We start from the raw sequence: 17,500 nt of genomic DNA on the forward strand, positions 1-17,500 counted from the left end.
ATTTAAAAATAGTGGCTATGGCAAAATTGAGTTTTTAAAGAAGCGGATCAGATCGACATTAAAGTCATTGGGTCTGACTGCTGCTTCTAAGCTATCGTGACAACGGTTATTTGCTAAATCAATATCTTGCACTTCGGTATAGTGTGCATGTTTGGCGTTATAAAACACTTTTACCACGGGTTTTAATGGGCTGCTTGGGTTACTTCGTGTAACCACGGCAAGCTTTTGGCTTTCAAGTTTCACCAAGGTGCCGACAGGGTGAATACCGATACATTGAATAAATTTCGTCACAAGGTCGCCATCAAAACTATCTGGGCAGCCATCTTTTAGAATTTTAAATGCTTTAATTGGCTCCATACCGGCTTTATAGACTCGCTCTGCGGTGAGTGCGTCATATACATCAACAATCGACGCCATACGAACGTACAGGCTTAATTCATCACCATGCTTACCGAATGGGTAGCCGCTGCCATCTAATCGCTCATGATGGAAACCCGCAATTTCAACTGCGATGCCACTGAGGCCTGATTGTTCTAATATTTCTTTGCTGAAACGGGCATGGTCTTGAATGATTTGATATTCTTCGTCTGTTAACTTACCTGGCTTATTGAGTATTTCATCAGGTATTTTTATTTTGCCAATATCATGCAGTAGGGCACCTGTCGCTATTTCTTGAATGATGCTTTTATCGATGCCTAAGTGTTTGGCAAAAATGCTAATAAGAATTGAAACGTTAATTGAGTGTTCGAGTAAATAGGCGTCTTTTTCGCGCATTCTGGTAATGCAGGCAAGGGCATCTTGATTACGGAAAACGGAGTCCATAAAGCCACTGGCCAATTCTTGAAATGGCGCAATATCAATTTTATTACCAGTACGAATATCATTAAATGCTTTGCTTTGGAGTGATTTTGCTTCGTTGTATAAACTATTCGCTTTGGCCATTTCTGCAGACACGCTATGCGATGTATGCCAGGGGTTATGGGCGACGGTTTGCGGCTCTGGCGGCGAAGTATTTTGCTGCTCTTCTACTTTATTGTCACTGCTCATTGTGAGCGTTTTATCGGGGTCGATAACGACTTCTAAGATACCCGCTTTAGCTAGTTTATCGATACCTCCCTGAGTCTTCACCCATCCTTGGTTTTTAATGCGGATTTTGCCTGTCTGCTTTGTAACGCTTTGTACAAACATACCGGGCTTAAGTTGATCAATAGGGAGAGTTTTCAAGGCCTTTACTTCAAGTTAAATACATTACCTTTAACCTAGCAGATATTTTGTCTTCTAGTAAATAATAATAAAGGTGATAATTTTGTAATTGGAGCAGCTTTTCGTCTATAAAGTGGTTGTTTTTCTTAATGTTAGGCTATTTTATCTGGGTATAAAAAAGCCCCTGTTAGGTACAGGGGCTTTTAGATTTTATAACAGCAAAGTTAGTTAACTTTTATGCGCTGTTTACTCATCGTCTTCAACAAGCGTCATCAGTGATGTATTACCACCTGACGCTGTTGTATCGATACTGATTGTTTTTTCAGTCAGTAAGCGCTTGATTAACGTATCGTAGTACTCAGAGCTAATCACTGGCAGAATCGCCCCTTTACGTTGTGCTAACTGTTGGCTGAAATAGCCTAAACGTGATGAGCGAGCTGCTACAACCGCACCGGCAAGGTGAGGGTGTGCCAAGATAGCTTGTAACTGGTTAGGCTTAGCAACTTGGAATACACCTTCGGCGATACCTGTTGAAATAAACTTGTCTTTGAAAGCAACCGCTTCTTCGTAGAATAGTTCAGATGCAACGGTGATGACTGTATTACCCGCAGCAAGTGCTGTGATAATTGAAATCGCCCAGAAGTTAAATGAAGTACTCTTATCGGCATAACACACAACACAACCACGAGGCTCAAGGTGAAGCGTATTAGATTCACCTGTTGGTCCAGGTAATACCGTGTGTTTACGCATGTGCTTTTCAAGGCGGTTAAGCTGCGCACGTGCATCGGCTAATGTTAATGCTAAGTCATCAGCAAGCTCGTCGATAATTTCGACAGTAGCGACTTTTGCTAACAACTGACGTACCGCAGAAACGCGGTCGTTTAACGGTGTTGCACGCCAGATTTTTTCATCGCGTAATGAGTTTTCCATTAGCTTAGCAACTTGCTCAGCCGCACCTGAATAATGGTGAGTGTCTAGCTCATCAGGTGATAGGTTCGTCATTTGTACGTTATCAGGTGACGCTTTTTCTTTCACAAGACGTTGTAAGTAGTTAGGACCACCTGCTTTAGGGCCAGTACCTGAAAGGCCACGACCACCAAATGGTTGCACACCAACAATTGCACCAATCATGTTACGGTTTACGTACACATTACCTGCACGAGACATTTTTGCTAAGTATTCACAACGCTCTTCAATACGTGAGTGAATACCCATTGTTAGACCGAAGCCTGTGCCATTGATTTGATCAATCACATTATCAAGCTCTGAGCCTTTGAAACGAATAATGTGCACACATGGACCAAATACTTCGCGTTTAAGTACAGAAAGGTCTTTAATTTCATATAAACGCGGTGCGAAGAAATAAGCGCCATTTTCGTTGTTATCAGGAATTGCACACTCGTAATGAAGTGTTGCATTACCTTTTAAGTATTCAACGTGTTCGTTTAAGTTTTTCAGTGCTTTTTCGTCAATAACAGGACCAATGTCAGTCGAAAGTAATGAAGGGTCGCCAACATGAAGCTCTTTTAATGCGCCTTTGATCATCTCAATGATGCCATCAGCAATATCTTCTTGTAAGAATAAAACACGTAATGCAGAACAACGTTGACCCGCACTTTGGAAGCCAGAGCTGATCACATCATCAACAACTTGCTCAGGAAGCGCTGTTGAGTCAACGATCATACAGTTTTGACCACCTGTTTCTGCAATTAACGGCACTTGAATGTCGTTACGTGCAGCTAGTGTTTGCGAGATGATTGTGCCTGTTTCAGTTGAACCTGTGAACATCACAGCTTGAATACGCTCATCAGGTACAATTGTCTTACCTACTTCGCTACCACGTGCAATAACAGGTTGTACAACATGCTCAGGTAAGCCAACAGATAACATAAGGTCAATTGTACGAAGCGCAATTAAACTTGTTTGCTCAGCTGGTTTTGCAATCACCGTGTTACCCGTTACGATAGCAGCAGCAACTTGGCCTAAGAAGATAGCAAGCGGGAAGTTCCATGGGCTGATACATAAGATCACGCCACGCGCTTCAAAACGCTCATCCTCAGATAACTCTTCAGCACGAGCAGCGTAATAACGGCAGAAATCAACGGCTTCACGCACTTCATCAATGCCATCTTGCGCCACTTTACCCGCTTCTTTAATACAAAGAGCGACGAGTTCATCGTGGTGACGCTCTAAAATATCAGCGATGCGGCGAAGTAAGTTAGCGCGTTCTTTAACCGGTGTTTGTGACCATGATTCAAACGCTTTTTCAGCATTTTCAAGAAGCGCAGTCATCTCATCAGATGATTGTAGTTTCACATGACCAATGATTTCTTTGTGGTTCGCAGGGTTTTTAACTGCAATTGAACCTTCTGGTACATCATTTAAATCAATGCGATTTTCTGCAAACCAGGTGTCTAGGTTTTCTTTAAATGGTGTAATGGCATTGATGTCAGTTAAATCCATGCCTTTTGAGTTCGCTCGCTCGTCACCGTATAAATCGATAGGCATCTTGATTTGCGTGTTGTACTTATTACGCAGCCCTTGCAGTGTTTCAACTGGGTCAGGTAACAGTGCTTCAACTGGTTGAGTGGTATCAACAATCGCGTTAACAAACGATGAGTTAGCGCCGTTTTCTAATAAACGACGTACTAAGTATGCAAGTAAGTCTTCATGCTGACCTACGGGTGCGTATACACGACACTGAATTTTTTCTTGTTCAACGATTTGGTCGAACAGTGATTCACCCATACCGTGTAAACGTTGGAATTCGAAGCCTTCGTGATCGCCTTTTGCAACTTCTAAAATCGTCGCTGCTGTATAAGCATTGTGTGTTGCAAATTGCGGATACAGAACATCGCGTGCTTCAAGCAGTTTAATCGCACAGGCTTTGTATGATACGTCGGTAGTTGCTTTACGGGTAAATACAGGGTAGTGATCTAAACCATCTTGTTGTGTGGTTTTGATTTCGGTATCCCAGTATGCGCCTTTTACAAGACGAACCATTAATTTGCGGCCAACACGGCGTGCAAGGTCTGCAACCCACTCAACAACGAAAATAGCGCGTTTTTGGTAGGCTTGAACTGCTAAACCGAAACCTTGCCAGTTACCCAGTTCTTCATCACTGAATACCGCTTCGATAATATCTAAAGAAATATCTAAACGGTCAGCTTCTTCAGCATCAACCGTAAAGCCGATATCGTAGCTTTTAGCTGCAAGTGCGAGTTCTTTTAGTTTTGGTACGATTTCAGCCATAACACGTTCACGATGCGTGAACTCGTAACGTGGATGAATCGCAGAAATTTTCACTGAAATACCCGGGCTCTTTATTGGGCCACGACCATTTGCAGCTTTACCAATTGCGTGAATGGCTGTCATGTAGCTTTGGAAATAACGCTCAGCATCTTTCATGGTGCGCGCGCCTTCACCTAGCATATCGTATGAGTATACGTAGCCTTTTTGTTCTTTATCAGCAGCACGTTCAATTGCTTCGTCAATGGTACGACCCATTACGAACTGCTTACCCATGATCTTCATCGCGAAGTTCACAGATTTACGAATAACCGGTTCACCTAAACGACCAATGGTTTTCTTAAGCACACCAAATTGTTGCTCTTTAGATTTGTCGCTGTAGTTAACCATTTTACCCGTTACTAACAGACCCCAAGATGAGGCGTTTACGAATAAAGAGTCACTGCTACCTAAATGCGAACTCCAATCACCCTTGGCAAGCTTGTCACGGATAAGCGAGTCTTGCGTTGCCTTATCTGGAACACGTAGTAATGCTTCTGCTAAACACATTAAAACAACGCCTTCTTCACTCGATAGTGAGAATTCGTTTAACAGAGCATCGACACCGCTTTGACCATCTTGGTCGCGACGGATATTTAAAACCATTTGACGAGCACGTTCCCACGCTCGGCTACGGGCTTTAACGCCTACTTCAGCCAAAGGCAAAATGTGATCGATAACCGCATTTTCATCTATACGGTAAAAGTCGCGGATCTTTTGTCTAATTGGACATTCAGTTGTCAAATCGCCATTAAATAGCATATGTAACCCTCTGGTATGTGGAGTCTAGAAATAAACTAAAAGTATTTCTTACCATTGATATAATCCGTGCATTCTAATTAAAATCCAGCAGAATATGCTGGTTATATTTTTCGATTTACGATAATTTACAGGGCATACCGTTAACTTAGCCGCATAAAATTCTGTTATGACTAACCCGAATAGATTACGCATGTTAGATCGTATCGATTTAGCAATTTTAGACGCTCTGCAAAAAAATGGCAGAATATCGAACGTAAACCTGGCAAAACAGGTGAATTTGAGTCCGAGTCCATGCCTTGACCGTGTTAAGCGCTTAGAGCAAGAGGGCTACATTGAGGGGTATTATGCAAAGTTAAGCGAAGCCAAGCTTAATCAAAGTTTGTTGGCTCATGTGCAAGTGTCGTTAGTGACCTCAAATACCTCAGTGTTTAAAGTGTTCAGAGAATATATTTTAAATATTCCACAAGTGGTCGAGTGCGACATGGTGGCAGGCGGATACGATTACCTATTAAAAGTGCGAGTCTCTGATATGGACGAATATCGCCAAGTTTTGGGTGATTTGGTTGATATTCCCGGTGTTGGTACGCACCACACCTATATGGTGATCGAAAAGATAAAACAAGATAGCGGTTTAAGATTCGATATCTAAACAAAAAAAGCACCAAACGGTGCTTTTTTTATGAAGATTTTTTGCTGGGTTATACCCACTCGCTTAATTAATCCCTAAAAATGATTAACTATTATTGCGGGTTGCTATTATTACGCCCAACCATCATAACGTTTACGGCGTGAAAGCATAATCGTTAAAATAATACCAAGTAATAAACCAATAAATGCAATAGCACCGCCGTATGTTAATAGTTGGCGTTTTTCTTTGGCACTGGCTAATTGTTTCACGTTGCGCTCAGATTCTATGGTACTTTTTAGTTTTTCAATTTGTTCGCTTAGCGCTTGGTTTTGCTCAGTGAGGGTTCTGTTTTGTTCTTGTAATTGCGGTAGTTCAATTTCTGCTTGGCGTAATTGCTCTTGCATCAAGGTCATGTCGTTATTCAGAGCTTGAAATTGCTGATGGATACCGGCGTTTTCGCTGATAAACTTCGTTTCTACCCAGCCTTCGCGGTCTTTGTCGTCGCGAATTTTAAAATAACCATTATCTTCTTCTGATAACAAGGTAATTTGAGTACCTGCATCAACTGACCCCAAAATACGGTAGTTTTTACTCGGGCCTGAATGCATAAAGGTATAGAGGTTGTCGACTATGTATGCGGTGTTTCCGTTGTCGCTTGTAGGCGCTTCTTCTGCATAGCTAATGAAAGTGGCGGCTGATAAGAGCAGCCCAAAAATACACTGTTTTAACATCAATCTACCTTGTTAATGTAACCTTGCCCAAAAATGGTCAAATTTTTAAATACGTAATGTATAGAGATAGTAGGGATTTCAACTATTAATAGCAAGGCTGATATTGTAATCCAAGACAGGGTTTGAGGGTAAAAATCAGGAAAAAGTTTGCATTAAGTAGCTGCTTTGTTTATTTTGAGCACTTATTTATTTTAAATGTACTCCGCAAAACGAATGGATACTGAGATAGAACTGAAGTTTTTGGTGTCAGATGCCGTTGTTCCACTGATCCCCGCATTAATTACTCAATTTGCAAAAACCGTTACAAATAAACCGTCACGCAGCTTACAAAATGCTTACTATGATACGCCAAGTCGTGAGTTACGCGCACTGGATATTGGTTTGCGTACCCGCTGCTGTGATAACCAGTGCGAGCAAACGATTAAACTCGCTGGCGAAGTTGTAGGTGGATTACATCAACGCCCAGAATATAACTTACCTTTAGAGGGTGGTCGCCCAGATTTAATGGCTTTTGATGCCACAATTTGGCCGCATGGCATGCAAGTTAATGCGATTGCTGACAACCTGTATCCTATTTTTAGTACTAACTTTATTCGTCGCACGTGGTTAATCGAAACCAACAGTGGAGCTAAAATTGAGGTTGTACTTGATAAAGGTGAAATTGCAGCGTCAGGTAAAGTTGAGCTGATCTCTGAGCTTGAAGTGGAATTAATTGAAGGCAGTCGCCACGAGTTATTTGCCCTTGCAGATAAACTGGTTAGCGAATGTAATGTGCGTCTTGGGCTATATTCGAAAGCTGCACGAGGTTATGGCTTAGCTGATAACACCCCACTAAAAGCAAGTAAATCGATTGGGTTTGTGCCTCTTAAAAAAGAGGCCACACAAGAACAAGCTTTGGTCGCAGGGATAAATTACGCGATTCGCTTTGTACAAAAGCATGAAGCCTGTTACTTCATCAAGCCGAGCTTAAAAACCTTAAAACGAGTCACAGATGGCATTCGATTAATTCGCCACACCTTTTGGCTGTTCGATGATATTGTTAGTAAGGATGATACAGAGTCATTACGTACTGAGTTAAAGTGGTTGCTGAGTGAGTTGGCGTGGGTTGAAAACGCCATTCAGTTAAAAACCTATACCTCAAAACGTCACGCCTATTATAAAAAAATTAATAGCGCACCAGAGCTAACTCAAGTGATTAACGACCTAAAAGAGCTTCAGCCGAGTATTGACGATGTAAAAGCGTTATTTCACAGCACCCGTTACAACCGTTTGCTGTTGCAATTGACCACCTGGTTGATTGAAAAGCAATGGCGTAAGTCGTGGGGGCAGGCAGAGTTCCAAGCTGCAGAAAAACCAGTAGCAGATATAGCCAAGCGTTTATTTGCAAAAGATTGGCACGATATGCATGAGCTTATTCCTGAACAACAAGCACTGAGTGATAAAGACTATTTATCGTTGCGTACTCGTCTAGAAAACTCTCTGTTAAGTGGTAACTGTTTGGGGGCATTATTCAATAAAGACGACAGAAGCGAGTTTCGTATTCCTTGGTTAGATATTTCGCATGGTATTTACGAGCTCAGTACTCTTGAGTATTTAAAGCAGTTGTGTGCAGGACAAGACGATCAGGAATTAGCAAAGATTCAAACGTGGCTTGAGCAAAAGTCAGAATTTTTAGTGAGCGCCATGGAACAAAGTCGTCATGCCTCATTCAATACTGATCCCTACTGGTTATAAATTTGTGAATCGTTGGCTATTCATTGGGTTAGCGTGGTTTAGTTGTTCAACTGTCGCGACCCCAATAGAATGGCATACTTACAAGCAGCAAGAAGGTATAAAGGTCACGTATCAAAAACATGACAGTGGCATTATCGAAATTAATGCATCTGTGGTTGTTGAAGATACCAAGGCAGATGACTTTATGGCCTTACTTAGCGATACCGACAACGCGCCAAATTGGCTCGAAAATGTTCAAAGTGTAACCTTAATAGAGCGGCTTAGCCCCGCAGAGACGCTCGTTTATACGCGCTTTAACTCGCCTTGGCCGGTTTCTGATCGTGATTTAGTGAGCTACTCTTGCTATCACACCTTAAGCGATAATAAAACCGAGCTTAAAATTACCAGCCAGCCCTACGTTAAACCTTTGGTAAAAGGGGTGGTGCGTATTAAAGAGCTCGCCGCTTATTGGCGCTTAGAGCAACAGCAAAATAACTTATTGATTACTCACCAAGCGTATGCAGACCCAAGCGGTGCTATTCCGCATTGGTTAAGTAATAAAGTATCTTTAAAAAGTGTGTTTAAGTCATTACAAGCATTGCGTGAACAGCTAAAAAAGAATGCGTTTTCACGGACAAATCCCCCAAGTGTGCCAGGAAAGTGCTTATCTTAGTAAAGCGAAGATGACATTTTAGGTATTTATGAATATTATCTGCGAAGTTTATTCGTACTAGGAACAGCATGAAAGAACCCAAAATCCCCTTGGTCAATAAACCCAACGGCATTGGTATTGGACGTATTTTAAAAGCCACAAGGTGCTCAATTAAAGGTTTTAAGGCCGCATTTAAAGAAGAGTCAGCTTTTCGCTCAGAAATTTATTTAGGGGTGTGTTTATTACCGTTATCGGTTTTTCTGGCGCAGTCACTGACTCATTGGCTCGTGTTGTTTATTCCGTATTTATTACTGTTGATTGTTGAACTACTCAATTCGGCCATCGAAGCGCTGACTGACAGAGTGGGGATTGAATATCATGTACTGTCTGGGCGCGCAAAGGATATGGCCTCGGCAGCGGTGACCTTGTCATTGGTTATTTTAGCGCTGGTTTGGCTGGTGGCGATGTATGAAAAGATAATGACGTTACTGTAATTAATACCAATCGCAATAATACTTAATCATTTTGAGTGATGAAACCAGTCGCTATCTGCGTTAATAATATCTGATTTACGACTGCATGGATGCAGGAGGTAGAGCAATGCAGGAGCAATTGCAGAGAACAACTAAATAACTAAATTTTTGCCTTGTTATCAACGCGGTTTTATTGCCTTAAAGTAGATCCCTTAATTAAGCGCAATGGTATAAAAATTTAGAGTAAAAAATTAAACACAAAAAAAGCGCCAAAATGGCGCTTTTTCAGTCTGTATACCCTATTACAGGCCAGCAGCTGCGCGAAGTGCGTCTGCTTTGTCTGTACGCTCCCAAGGGAACTCTTCACGACCGAAGTGACCATAAGCGGCAGTCGGTTGATAGATAGGACGCTCAAGATCAAGCATTTGGATTAAGCCGTAAGGGCGTAGGTCGAAGTGCTCACGCACTAATTCGATTAGACGTGCTTCTTCTAATTTACCTGTACCAAATGTCTCGATGCTGATAGATGTTGGCTCTGCAACACCGATAGCGTAAGAAACTTGAAGTTCACACTTGTCAGCAAGACCCGCAGCAACCATGTTTTTAGCAACGTAACGTGCCGCGTATGCAGCGCTACGGTCAACTTTTGATGGATCTTTACCTGAGAAAGCACCACCACCGTGACGCGCCATACCACCGTATGTATCAACGATGATTTTACGACCAGTCAGACCACAGTCACCCATTGGGCCACCGATAACGAAACGGCCAGTTGGGTTGATGAAGAATTTCGTTGCGCTAGAGATAAGCTCTGCTGGAAGAACCGGCTTAATGATGGTTTCCATTACCGCTTCTACTAGGTCGTTTTGTGAGATTGAATCACAGTGTTGCGTTGAAAGAACAACAGCATCAATACCTACCGGCTTACCATTTTCATATGCAAATGTTACTTGTGATTTTGCATCTGGGCGTAACCAGTTAAGCTCACCGCTTTTACGAACTTGCGCTTGACGCTGAACTAAACGGTGTGAATACGTGATTGGTGCAGGCATTAAAACGTCAGTTTCGTTACATGCATAACCAAACATTAAACCTTGGTCACCCGCGCCTTGGTCTTCTGGACGTGCACGGTCAACACCTTGGTTGATGTCTGGAGATTGTTTACCGATAGTGTTTAGGATTGCGCACGAGTCAGCATCAAAACCCATGTCTGAATGCGTGTAACCGATTTCACGTACAGTTTTACGTGTAATTTCTTCGATATCAACCCACGCGCTAGTAGTGATTTCACCACCCACCATAACCATACCAGTTTTAACGTAAGTCTCACATGCAACACGGGCATGAGAATCTTGCTCTAAGATAGCATCTAGAACCGCGTCAGAGATTTGGTCCGCGATTTTATCCGGATGACCTTCAGATACAGATTCAGAAGTAAATAAATGTTTTGCCATTGTATTTCTGCTCACAAATATTGCGCTTCACTAACGTCGGTAATAGCGCTAAAAAATTAAGGGGCGTATTTTATCTAAAACAATTATGTTTGCATAGTTATTTTACGCCTAGACGTCTATTTTAAATTACTAATAACATTTCGTTCTTAATAAACAGTGGTAATAGACCCATTTAATACGGATTTTTAATTGCACTGCACCCATACAATAAGTAAGAATGGGGCTTAACAAACAACCAGCGCAAATACATTAAAGGTAGGAGAATTCATGCCATCTCGCAAAGAACTTGCAAATGCTATTCGCGTCTTATCAATGGACGCAGTACAACAGGCCAACTCTGGCCACCCTGGAGCCCCTATGGGCATGGCAGATATCGCAGAAGTACTATGGCGCGATTATCTAAAGCACAACCCGACGAACCCAGAGTGGGCAGACCGTGATCGCTTTATTCTTTCAAATGGCCACGGTTCGATGCTGATTTATTCTCTACTACATTTAAGTGGTTACGACTTACCACTTGAAGAAATTAAAAACTTCCGTCAAATGCATTCAAAAACACCAGGGCATCCAGAGTATGGCTATGCACCAGGTATTGAGACCACTACGGGCCCATTAGGCCAAGGGATCACAAATGCGGTAGGTATGGCAATTGCTGAAAAAGCGCTTGCTGCTCAATTTAACCGTGAAGGCCACGACATCGTTGATCACTTTACCTACGCGTTTATGGGTGATGGCTGTTTAATGGAAGGTATCTCTCACGAAGCCTGTTCATTAGCGGGCACATTAGGCCTGGGTAAACTTGTTGCGTTTTGGGATGACAATGGCATCTCTATCGACGGTGAAGTAGAAGGTTGGTTCAGCGACGACACACCTGCACGTTTTAAAGCATATGGCTGGCACGTGGTGAGTGATGTTGATGGCCATAACCCAGAGGCCATCCGCGCAGCAATAGAAGAAGCACGTAGTATTACCGACAAGCCATCATTAATTTGTTGTAAAACAGTGATTGGTTACGGTTCACCTAATAAGTCGGGTAGTCATGACTGTCATGGTGCTCCACTTGGTCATGATGAGATCAAAGCGGCACGTGAATTCTTAGGCTGGACAGGCGAAGCATTTGAAATCCCCGCTGATATCTACAGCGAATGGGACGCAAAAGAAAAGGGCCAACAGCTAGAATCAAACTGGGACGAAAAGTTTGCGGCATACGCAAATGCACACCCAGAGCTAGCAGCAGAATTTAAGCGTCGTACAAATGGCGAATTGCCAGCAGATTGGGCTGAAAAGTCACAAGCGTACATCGAAGAGCTGCAAGCAAACCCTGCAAACCCTGCAACACGTAAAGCTTCACAAAATGCACTGAATGCATTTGGTCCATTATTACCAGAGTTTATGGGCGGCTCAGCTGACCTTGCTGGTTCAAATTTAACAATTTGGGATGGTTCAAAAGGCGTAACAGCAGACGACGCAAGCGGTAACTACATCTACTACGGTGTCCGTGAGTTTGGTATGTCGGCAATTATGAATGGTATTGCACTGCACAAAGGCTTTATTCCTTACGGCGCAACATTCTTAATGTTTATGGAATACGCGCGTAATGCGGTACGCATGGCTGCATTAATGAAGCAACCAAGCATTTTTGTATACACGCACGATTCAATTGGTCTGGGTGAAGATGGCCCTACGCACCAACCAGTAGAGCAAATTGCAAGCATGCGCTTAACGCCTAATCTTGTTAACTGGCGTCCGTGTGACCAAGTTGAGTCTGCAATTGCATGGCAACAAGCGATTGAGCGTAAAGATGGCCCAACGTCATTGATCTTCACACGTCAAGGTCTTGAGCAACAAACGCGTACTGCACAACAGTTAAGCGATGTGAAAAAAGGTGGTTACGTACTGAGTTGCGATGGTGAGCCTGAGCTTATCCTTATTGCAACGGGCTCAGAAGTGCAGCTTGCACAAGACGCCGCTGCAGAGCTTCGTTCACAAGGCAAAAAAGTACGTGTGGTTTCTATGCCTTCAACTGACTTGTTTGATGAGCAAGACGCAGCCTACAAAGAAAGCGTATTACCAGCAAGCGTAACACGCCGCGTAGCTATCGAAGCGGGCATTGCAGACTACTGGTACAAATACGTAGGCCTAAATGGCGCAGTAGTAGGTATGACGACATTTGGTGAGTCAGCACCTGCTGGTGAGTTATTCAAGCACTTTGGTTTTACGGTTGAAAACATCGTAAACAAAGCAAACGCTTTGTTCTAAGCTTTAGTCGCTAAAATTTAAAAGCCCGCGCGGTCTTAGCACTGCGCGGGCTTTTTTATGGATTTTTGCTGCCAGTCAAAAGATTCGATACATACCCGACAGATCAGCAATAATTATCACTGCTACTTGGGTACTTAATACCGTAGGGGGCGTTATTAGTGTTTTGGTGAACACATAGGCACTCTCTTTGTTTTTTTAATTGCTCAGTGTATAAAAGATAATAAAAAATCAGCTCACATATAGAGGTTAATTGAATAATCTTCAGTTGCTGCTTACTTAAAATTCGGGCAGGCTGAAATAAAGAAGATTATAAAACATAACAGGAGTGAGTATGACTCAGTTTGACAGTGTAAGTGTTGTAAAAAAAGCGAATGTCTATTTTGATGGTAAAGTTTCGAGCCGTGTTGTACTTTTTGCCGATGGCAGTACTAAAACATTAGGTTTTATGCAACCAGGAGAATTTGAGTTTGGCACAAATCAAAAAGAGCACATGGAGTTACTTGCGGGAGAGTGGCAAGTGTTACTGCCAGGCGAAACTGAGTGGCAAGCCATGAAGGCTGGAGATTCGTTTAATGTAGACGCCAATGTTACCTTTCGCGTAAAGGTAACTGACTTTGCTGATTATTGTTGCTCGTACACTTAATGAGCAGTTGATAACCTTTCTATAAAGCCCGTGTAATACGGGCTTTTGCATATTTTATCCGCAGAGCATGATCTAAATCATGTGTGGTTACAATCAATTACTAATTATCTTTGATTTTCGCTTGTGTTAATTCAAATCGCCCCCAATACTAACTATGAGGTAACAAGAAAAAAGGATACCCTATGAAGATTAATATTTCTGGTCATCATGTTGACGTTACTGAGGCTGTTAGAGCTCATATCAACGAGAAATTCTCAAAAATTGCTAGCCATTTTCCATCGTTAATATCTCTCGATATTATTCTTTCAAAAGAACATCACAAGTATCAAGCTGAGATCAGCACTATTTATGAAGGTGCACGTTTATCAGTTAAAGGAGAAGATGAAGTGATGTACCCAGCACTTGCAAATGCAGCTAAAAAACTCGATGCATCGCTAAAACATCGTAAAGGGCAAATGAAAGCTAAACTACATGAAAAACCGGTGAGCACAACGCCGGAAATCGCCCATGAGATTATTCAAGAAATGAATTTAAGCTAATAAATTAGACGCTAAGTGTTAGCCACAAAAATTTAGCGCAAAACCTCGAACAAGAGAAAGCCAAACATAAATATGTTTGGCTTTTTTGGTTTTATAAACTGACAACTTAATCTTAGAACTCAGAAGCGAGGAGTGTCTTCCAATCTCATCTAAAACGCTGTAAGTTGCTTGTAACTAAGAATAAAACACATAAAGCATATGCAATCAGCAGTATCACATTGGCAATCTAAACTTAATGCACTTGGCCCTGGCATATTAATGGCCACAGCGGCGATTGGTGGCTCACATTTGGTGGCGTCGACGCAGGCTGGCTCGTTATTTGGCTGGCAACTATTTTGGCTAATCATTGTTGTGAATGTACTTAAGTACCCATTCTTTCGATTTGGTATGGAATACACCCTTGCAACTAAACAAAGTTTAGTTGAGGGCTACAAGCAAAAAGGGCCGGGTTACTTTTACAGTTTTATTGCGTTAAATATTGTGGCAGCAATAGTGAATACCGCAGGGGTACTACTTTTAACAGCCAGCCTATTACATTACGCACTGCCGGTCACCATTTCGGTGACCTTGTTGTGTTGGATTATTTTGGCTGTCTGTTTACTTATTTTGTTGTTGGGGCATTTTAAGGCGCTCGATAACGTGTCTAAAATCATTATGGTGCTGCTTACTGTTACAACTGTGGCTGCTTTGGTGGTGGCAATTAATAATGGTCTTATGGCTCCAGTTGACTACGTGGGCCCGTCGCCGTATGAGCTTGCAATGCTAGGGTTTATGGTGGCGCTAATGGGCTGGATGCCAGCTCCTATTGAAATCTCAGCGATTAGTTCACTTTGGCTTAAAGAAAAGCAGCAGCAACAAGTTATTACTAAGCAGCAAGGTTTATTTGATTTTAATTTAGGCTACTGGCTTACCGCAGCCCTAGCTTTGGTGTTTTTTTCGCTAGGTGTATTAGTGCAATACGGACACGTACAAGCCGTGCAATTAGGCGGGGTGGCGTTTGCTAAACAGCTTATTGATATGTACGCCCTTACAATGGGGGAGTGGGCAAGGCCATTGGTGTCGGGTATCGCATTTTTATGTATGTTTGGCACCACGCTTACCGTGCTTGACGGCTACGCCAGAACCTTAAATGAATCGCACAAATTATTGCCTGTAAAACAGTCCAAACACAGTTTAAATATGTGGCTTTTACTGCAAGCATTTTCTGGCATGGCAATCATTTTATTCTTTAAATCGGCACTTGGCCCCATGCTTACGTTTGCCATGACTCTCGCCTTTGTTACCACCCCAGTATTTGCATGGCTTAACTTTAGTTTAGTGCGCTCAGAGCCAAGTATTGTGCATTCCCCCTTAATTCGCACTCTAAGCTGGCTGGGTTTGGTTTATTTAGTGGGTTTTGCGCTGGTGTTTTTGGTTTGGAAGTTTACCTAATTTGCCTGAGCGAAGTGAAATCCAGCATCATTGTGTGTCAGCAGTGGGTTTATCCCAAGTCAATTTTTAGTATTGCGCGATATAAAATCGCGCCTACAATCTAGGCTAACTCAATTCCCTAATCGCATTACTTATGCCATCTAAGGTGAGTGGATACATGCGGTTGTTCATTAACTGTTTTATAAAATCAATCGATTGATAGTAACGCCAGTGCTCAACCGGTTGTGGGTTGAGCCAAGCGACTTTATCAAAGTGATTTGTTATGCGGTTTAGCCAGGCGCTGCCGGGTTCCTCATTCCAATGTTCTATACTGCCACCAGGGTAGGCGATTTCGTAAGGACCCATGGTGGCATCGCCAACAAAAATGACCTTGTAGTCACTGGTGAACTTGTTAATCAAGGTCATGGTATCAATCACATTTGAGTGGCGGCGCTCGTTGTCTTGCCAAACACGCTCGTATAAACAATTATGAAAATAGTAAAACTCGAGGTGCTTAAATTCGCTGTGTGCAGCACTAAATAACTCCTCACAGGTATGAATGTAATCATCCATTGAGCCGCCAATATCAAACAACATCAGCACTTTTACAGCATTGTGGCGCTCGGGTGCCATTTTTACATCGAGCATGCCACCTTGCTTTGCAGTAGCACGAATGGTTTCGGTTAAATCGAGAGTGTCGCTAGCCCCGGTGCGGGCAAATTTACGCAGTTTTTTAAGCGCGAGCTTAATGGTGCGAGAGCCAATTTCGCGGTCACTGTCGAGGTTGCGGTATGTCCGTTTATCCCATACTTTTACAGCACGGCGGTTACGATTACCGTCTTGACCAATACGCACGCCTTCTGGGTTAAAGCCATACGCGCCAAACGGCGAGGTGCCGCCAGTGCCAACCCATTTGTTGCCGCCAGCATGGCGTTTTTGCTGTTCTTCAAGGCGCTGTTTCAGGACTTCCATAAGTTTATCGAGGCCACCCATCGCTTTTAACTGTGCTTTTTCTTCGTCTGTTAAGTGTTTTTCAAACTCTTTGCGCAACCAGTCGTTAGGCAGGTTATGCTGTTGTTTTAAGCTTTCGAGTAAATCAAGGTCAGCAACCCCGCTAAAGTAATCGGCAAAGGCTTTATCAAACCGGTCAAAGTGAGTTTCGTCTTTGACCATGATGGTACGCGCTAAGTAATAAAACGCGTCTACGTCGGCAAAAATGACCCCTTGCTTGAGCGCGTTGATCAAATCAAGTAACTCACGCAGACTCACGGGTAAGCGGTATTCACGTAACTTAAAGAAAAACGCAATTAACATCTTAACGACGACTCATAAAAGCAAGTTTTTCGATGAGGCTAATGTCTTGCTCGTTCTTTAATAGCGCACCAAACATTGGCATTAGGCCGCCTTTTTGGCTTTTATCATGCAGTGTTTTGGCATCGATATCTTCAGCCATCAATAATTTTAACCAATCGAGTAACTCGCTGGTTGAGGGCTTTTTCTTTATGCCATTTACATCGCGCAGGTTAAAGAATACTTCAAGTGCTTCGCGTACCAAGTCTTGCTTAACATGCGGGTGATGTACATCGATAATTTGCGCCATTTCGTCGCTCGATGGAAAGTCGATGTAGTGGAAAAAACAACGACGTAAAAAGGCATCAGGCACGCCTTTTTCGTTGTTTGAGGTAATAATAACAATAGGGCGGTGCTTGGCAATAACGCGCTCACCGGTTTCATAAACATGTATA

13 protein-coding genes and 1 pseudogene are annotated in these 17,500 nt (G+C 42.6%); 8 read left to right on the top strand and 6 right to left on the bottom strand.

What is annotated here, in order from left to right; translation table 11 throughout:
* Positions 1-15 precede the first annotated feature (15 nt).
* Positions 16-1,224 carry an HD-GYP domain-containing protein gene (locus IT970_RS03185; RefSeq protein WP_065978031.1) on the bottom strand — a complete coding sequence of 403 codons (1,209 nt, stop codon included), beginning with the start codon at positions 1,222-1,224 and terminating at the stop codon, positions 16-18.
* 225 nt (positions 1,225-1,449) lie between these two features.
* Positions 1,450-5,253 carry a bifunctional proline dehydrogenase/L-glutamate gamma-semialdehyde dehydrogenase PutA gene (gene putA, locus IT970_RS03190; protein WP_196857599.1) on the bottom strand — a complete coding sequence of 1,268 codons (3,804 nt, stop codon included), beginning with the start codon at positions 5,251-5,253 and terminating at the stop codon, positions 1,450-1,452.
* Positions 5,254-5,419: 166 nt separating this feature from the next.
* Here putA and IT970_RS03195 point away from each other — a divergent pair, with 166 nt between their 5' ends.
* Positions 5,420-5,902: a winged helix-turn-helix transcriptional regulator gene (locus tag IT970_RS03195; RefSeq protein ID WP_036970835.1), complete on the top strand. Its 483-nt coding sequence runs from the start codon at positions 5,420-5,422 to the stop codon at positions 5,900-5,902.
* 110 nt (positions 5,903-6,012) lie between these two features.
* Here IT970_RS03195 and IT970_RS03200 read toward each other — a convergent pair whose 3' ends face one another.
* Entirely contained in the window at positions 6,013-6,612 is a 600-nt protein-coding gene (locus tag IT970_RS03200) for a TIGR04211 family SH3 domain-containing protein (protein ID WP_036970833.1), read from the bottom strand.
* Between the two features lie 213 nt (positions 6,613-6,825).
* Between IT970_RS03200 and IT970_RS03205 the strand changes: the two genes are divergently transcribed.
* The 3 genes from IT970_RS03205 to IT970_RS03215 all read left to right on the top strand — a co-directional run bounded on the left by IT970_RS03205 (position 6,826) and on the right by IT970_RS03215 (position 9,471).
* Positions 6,826-8,346, top strand: a complete 1,521-nt coding sequence (locus tag IT970_RS03205; RefSeq protein WP_036970831.1) for a CYTH and CHAD domain-containing protein — start codon at positions 6,826-6,828, stop codon at positions 8,344-8,346.
* Between the two features lie 4 nt (positions 8,347-8,350).
* A complete protein-coding gene (locus IT970_RS03210) occupies positions 8,351-8,998 on the top strand; it encodes an START domain-containing protein (RefSeq protein ID WP_167330964.1) in 648 nt (215 codons plus the stop codon).
* A 68-nt stretch (positions 8,999-9,066) separates the two neighbouring features.
* A complete protein-coding gene (locus tag IT970_RS03215) occupies positions 9,067-9,471 on the top strand; it encodes a diacylglycerol kinase (RefSeq protein ID WP_036970830.1) in 405 nt (134 codons plus the stop codon).
* 281 nt (positions 9,472-9,752) lie between these two features.
* Here IT970_RS03215 and metK read toward each other — a convergent pair whose 3' ends face one another.
* A complete protein-coding gene (metK, locus tag IT970_RS03220) occupies positions 9,753-10,904 on the bottom strand; it encodes a methionine adenosyltransferase (RefSeq protein WP_036970829.1) in 1,152 nt (383 codons plus the stop codon).
* 267 nt (positions 10,905-11,171) lie between these two features.
* On the opposite strand from metK, the gene tkt reads away from it, so the two are divergent.
* The 4 genes from tkt to IT970_RS03240 all read left to right on the top strand — a co-directional run bounded on the left by tkt (position 11,172) and on the right by IT970_RS03240 (position 15,776).
* Positions 11,172-13,163 carry a transketolase gene (tkt, locus tag IT970_RS03225; protein ID WP_036970828.1) on the top strand — a complete coding sequence of 664 codons (1,992 nt, stop codon included), beginning with the start codon at positions 11,172-11,174 and terminating at the stop codon, positions 13,161-13,163.
* Between the two features lie 331 nt (positions 13,164-13,494).
* Positions 13,495-13,806 carry a pyrimidine/purine nucleoside phosphorylase gene (gene ppnP, locus IT970_RS03230; RefSeq protein WP_036970827.1) on the top strand — a complete coding sequence of 104 codons (312 nt, stop codon included), beginning with the start codon at positions 13,495-13,497 and terminating at the stop codon, positions 13,804-13,806.
* A 182-nt stretch (positions 13,807-13,988) separates the two neighbouring features.
* Positions 13,989-14,345 (top strand): ribosome hibernation-promoting factor, HPF/YfiA family, encoded by a 357-nt coding sequence (gene hpf / locus IT970_RS03235; protein ID WP_036970825.1) that lies wholly within the window; start codon positions 13,989-13,991, stop codon positions 14,343-14,345.
* Between the two features lie 258 nt (positions 14,346-14,603).
* Positions 14,604-15,776 carry an NRAMP family divalent metal transporter gene (locus tag IT970_RS03240; RefSeq protein WP_118844780.1) on the top strand — a complete coding sequence of 391 codons (1,173 nt, stop codon included), beginning with the start codon at positions 14,604-14,606 and terminating at the stop codon, positions 15,774-15,776.
* 105 nt (positions 15,777-15,881) lie between these two features.
* Here IT970_RS03240 and IT970_RS03245 read toward each other — a convergent pair whose 3' ends face one another.
* Complete coding sequence (locus tag IT970_RS03245; protein WP_065978033.1) at positions 15,882-17,069, bottom strand: vWA domain-containing protein; 1,188 nt, start codon at positions 17,067-17,069, stop codon at positions 15,882-15,884.
* A gap of 1 nt (position 17,070) precedes the next feature.
* Positions 17,071-17,496 (bottom strand): annotated as a pseudogene (locus tag IT970_RS03250) (AAA family ATPase); the annotation flags it as partial.
* Positions 17,497-17,500: the final 4 nt, after the last annotated feature.

The organism is Pseudoalteromonas sp. A41-2 (genome assembly GCF_015767615.1).
GTDB classification, from domain to species: Bacteria; Pseudomonadota; Gammaproteobacteria; order Enterobacterales; family Alteromonadaceae; genus Pseudoalteromonas; species Pseudoalteromonas lipolytica.

Bases quoted from the DNA above. Each gene is read 5' to 3' on its own strand.
- IT970_RS03240 (WP_118844780.1), top strand. From the start codon at position 14,604: ATGGCCACAGCGGCGATTGGTGGCTCACATTTGGTGGCGTCGACGCAG.
- IT970_RS03245 (WP_065978033.1), bottom strand. From the start codon at position 17,069: ATGTTAATTGCGTTTTTCTTTAAGTTACGTGAATACCGCTTACCCGTG.
- tkt (WP_036970828.1), top strand. From the start codon at position 11,172: ATGCCATCTCGCAAAGAACTTGCAAATGCTATTCGCGTCTTATCAATG.
- ppnP (WP_036970827.1), top strand. From the start codon at position 13,495: ATGACTCAGTTTGACAGTGTAAGTGTTGTAAAAAAAGCGAATGTCTAT.
- hpf (WP_036970825.1), top strand. From the start codon at position 13,989: ATGAAGATTAATATTTCTGGTCATCATGTTGACGTTACTGAGGCTGTT.
- IT970_RS03195 (WP_036970835.1), top strand. From the start codon at position 5,420: ATGACTAACCCGAATAGATTACGCATGTTAGATCGTATCGATTTAGCA.
- putA (WP_196857599.1), bottom strand. From the start codon at position 5,253: ATGCTATTTAATGGCGATTTGACAACTGAATGTCCAATTAGACAAAAG.
- IT970_RS03205 (WP_036970831.1), top strand. From the start codon at position 6,826: ATGGATACTGAGATAGAACTGAAGTTTTTGGTGTCAGATGCCGTTGTT.
- metK (WP_036970829.1), bottom strand. From the start codon at position 10,904: ATGGCAAAACATTTATTTACTTCTGAATCTGTATCTGAAGGTCATCCG.
- IT970_RS03200 (WP_036970833.1), bottom strand. From the start codon at position 6,612: ATGTTAAAACAGTGTATTTTTGGGCTGCTCTTATCAGCCGCCACTTTC.
- IT970_RS03215 (WP_036970830.1), top strand. From the start codon at position 9,067: ATGAAAGAACCCAAAATCCCCTTGGTCAATAAACCCAACGGCATTGGT.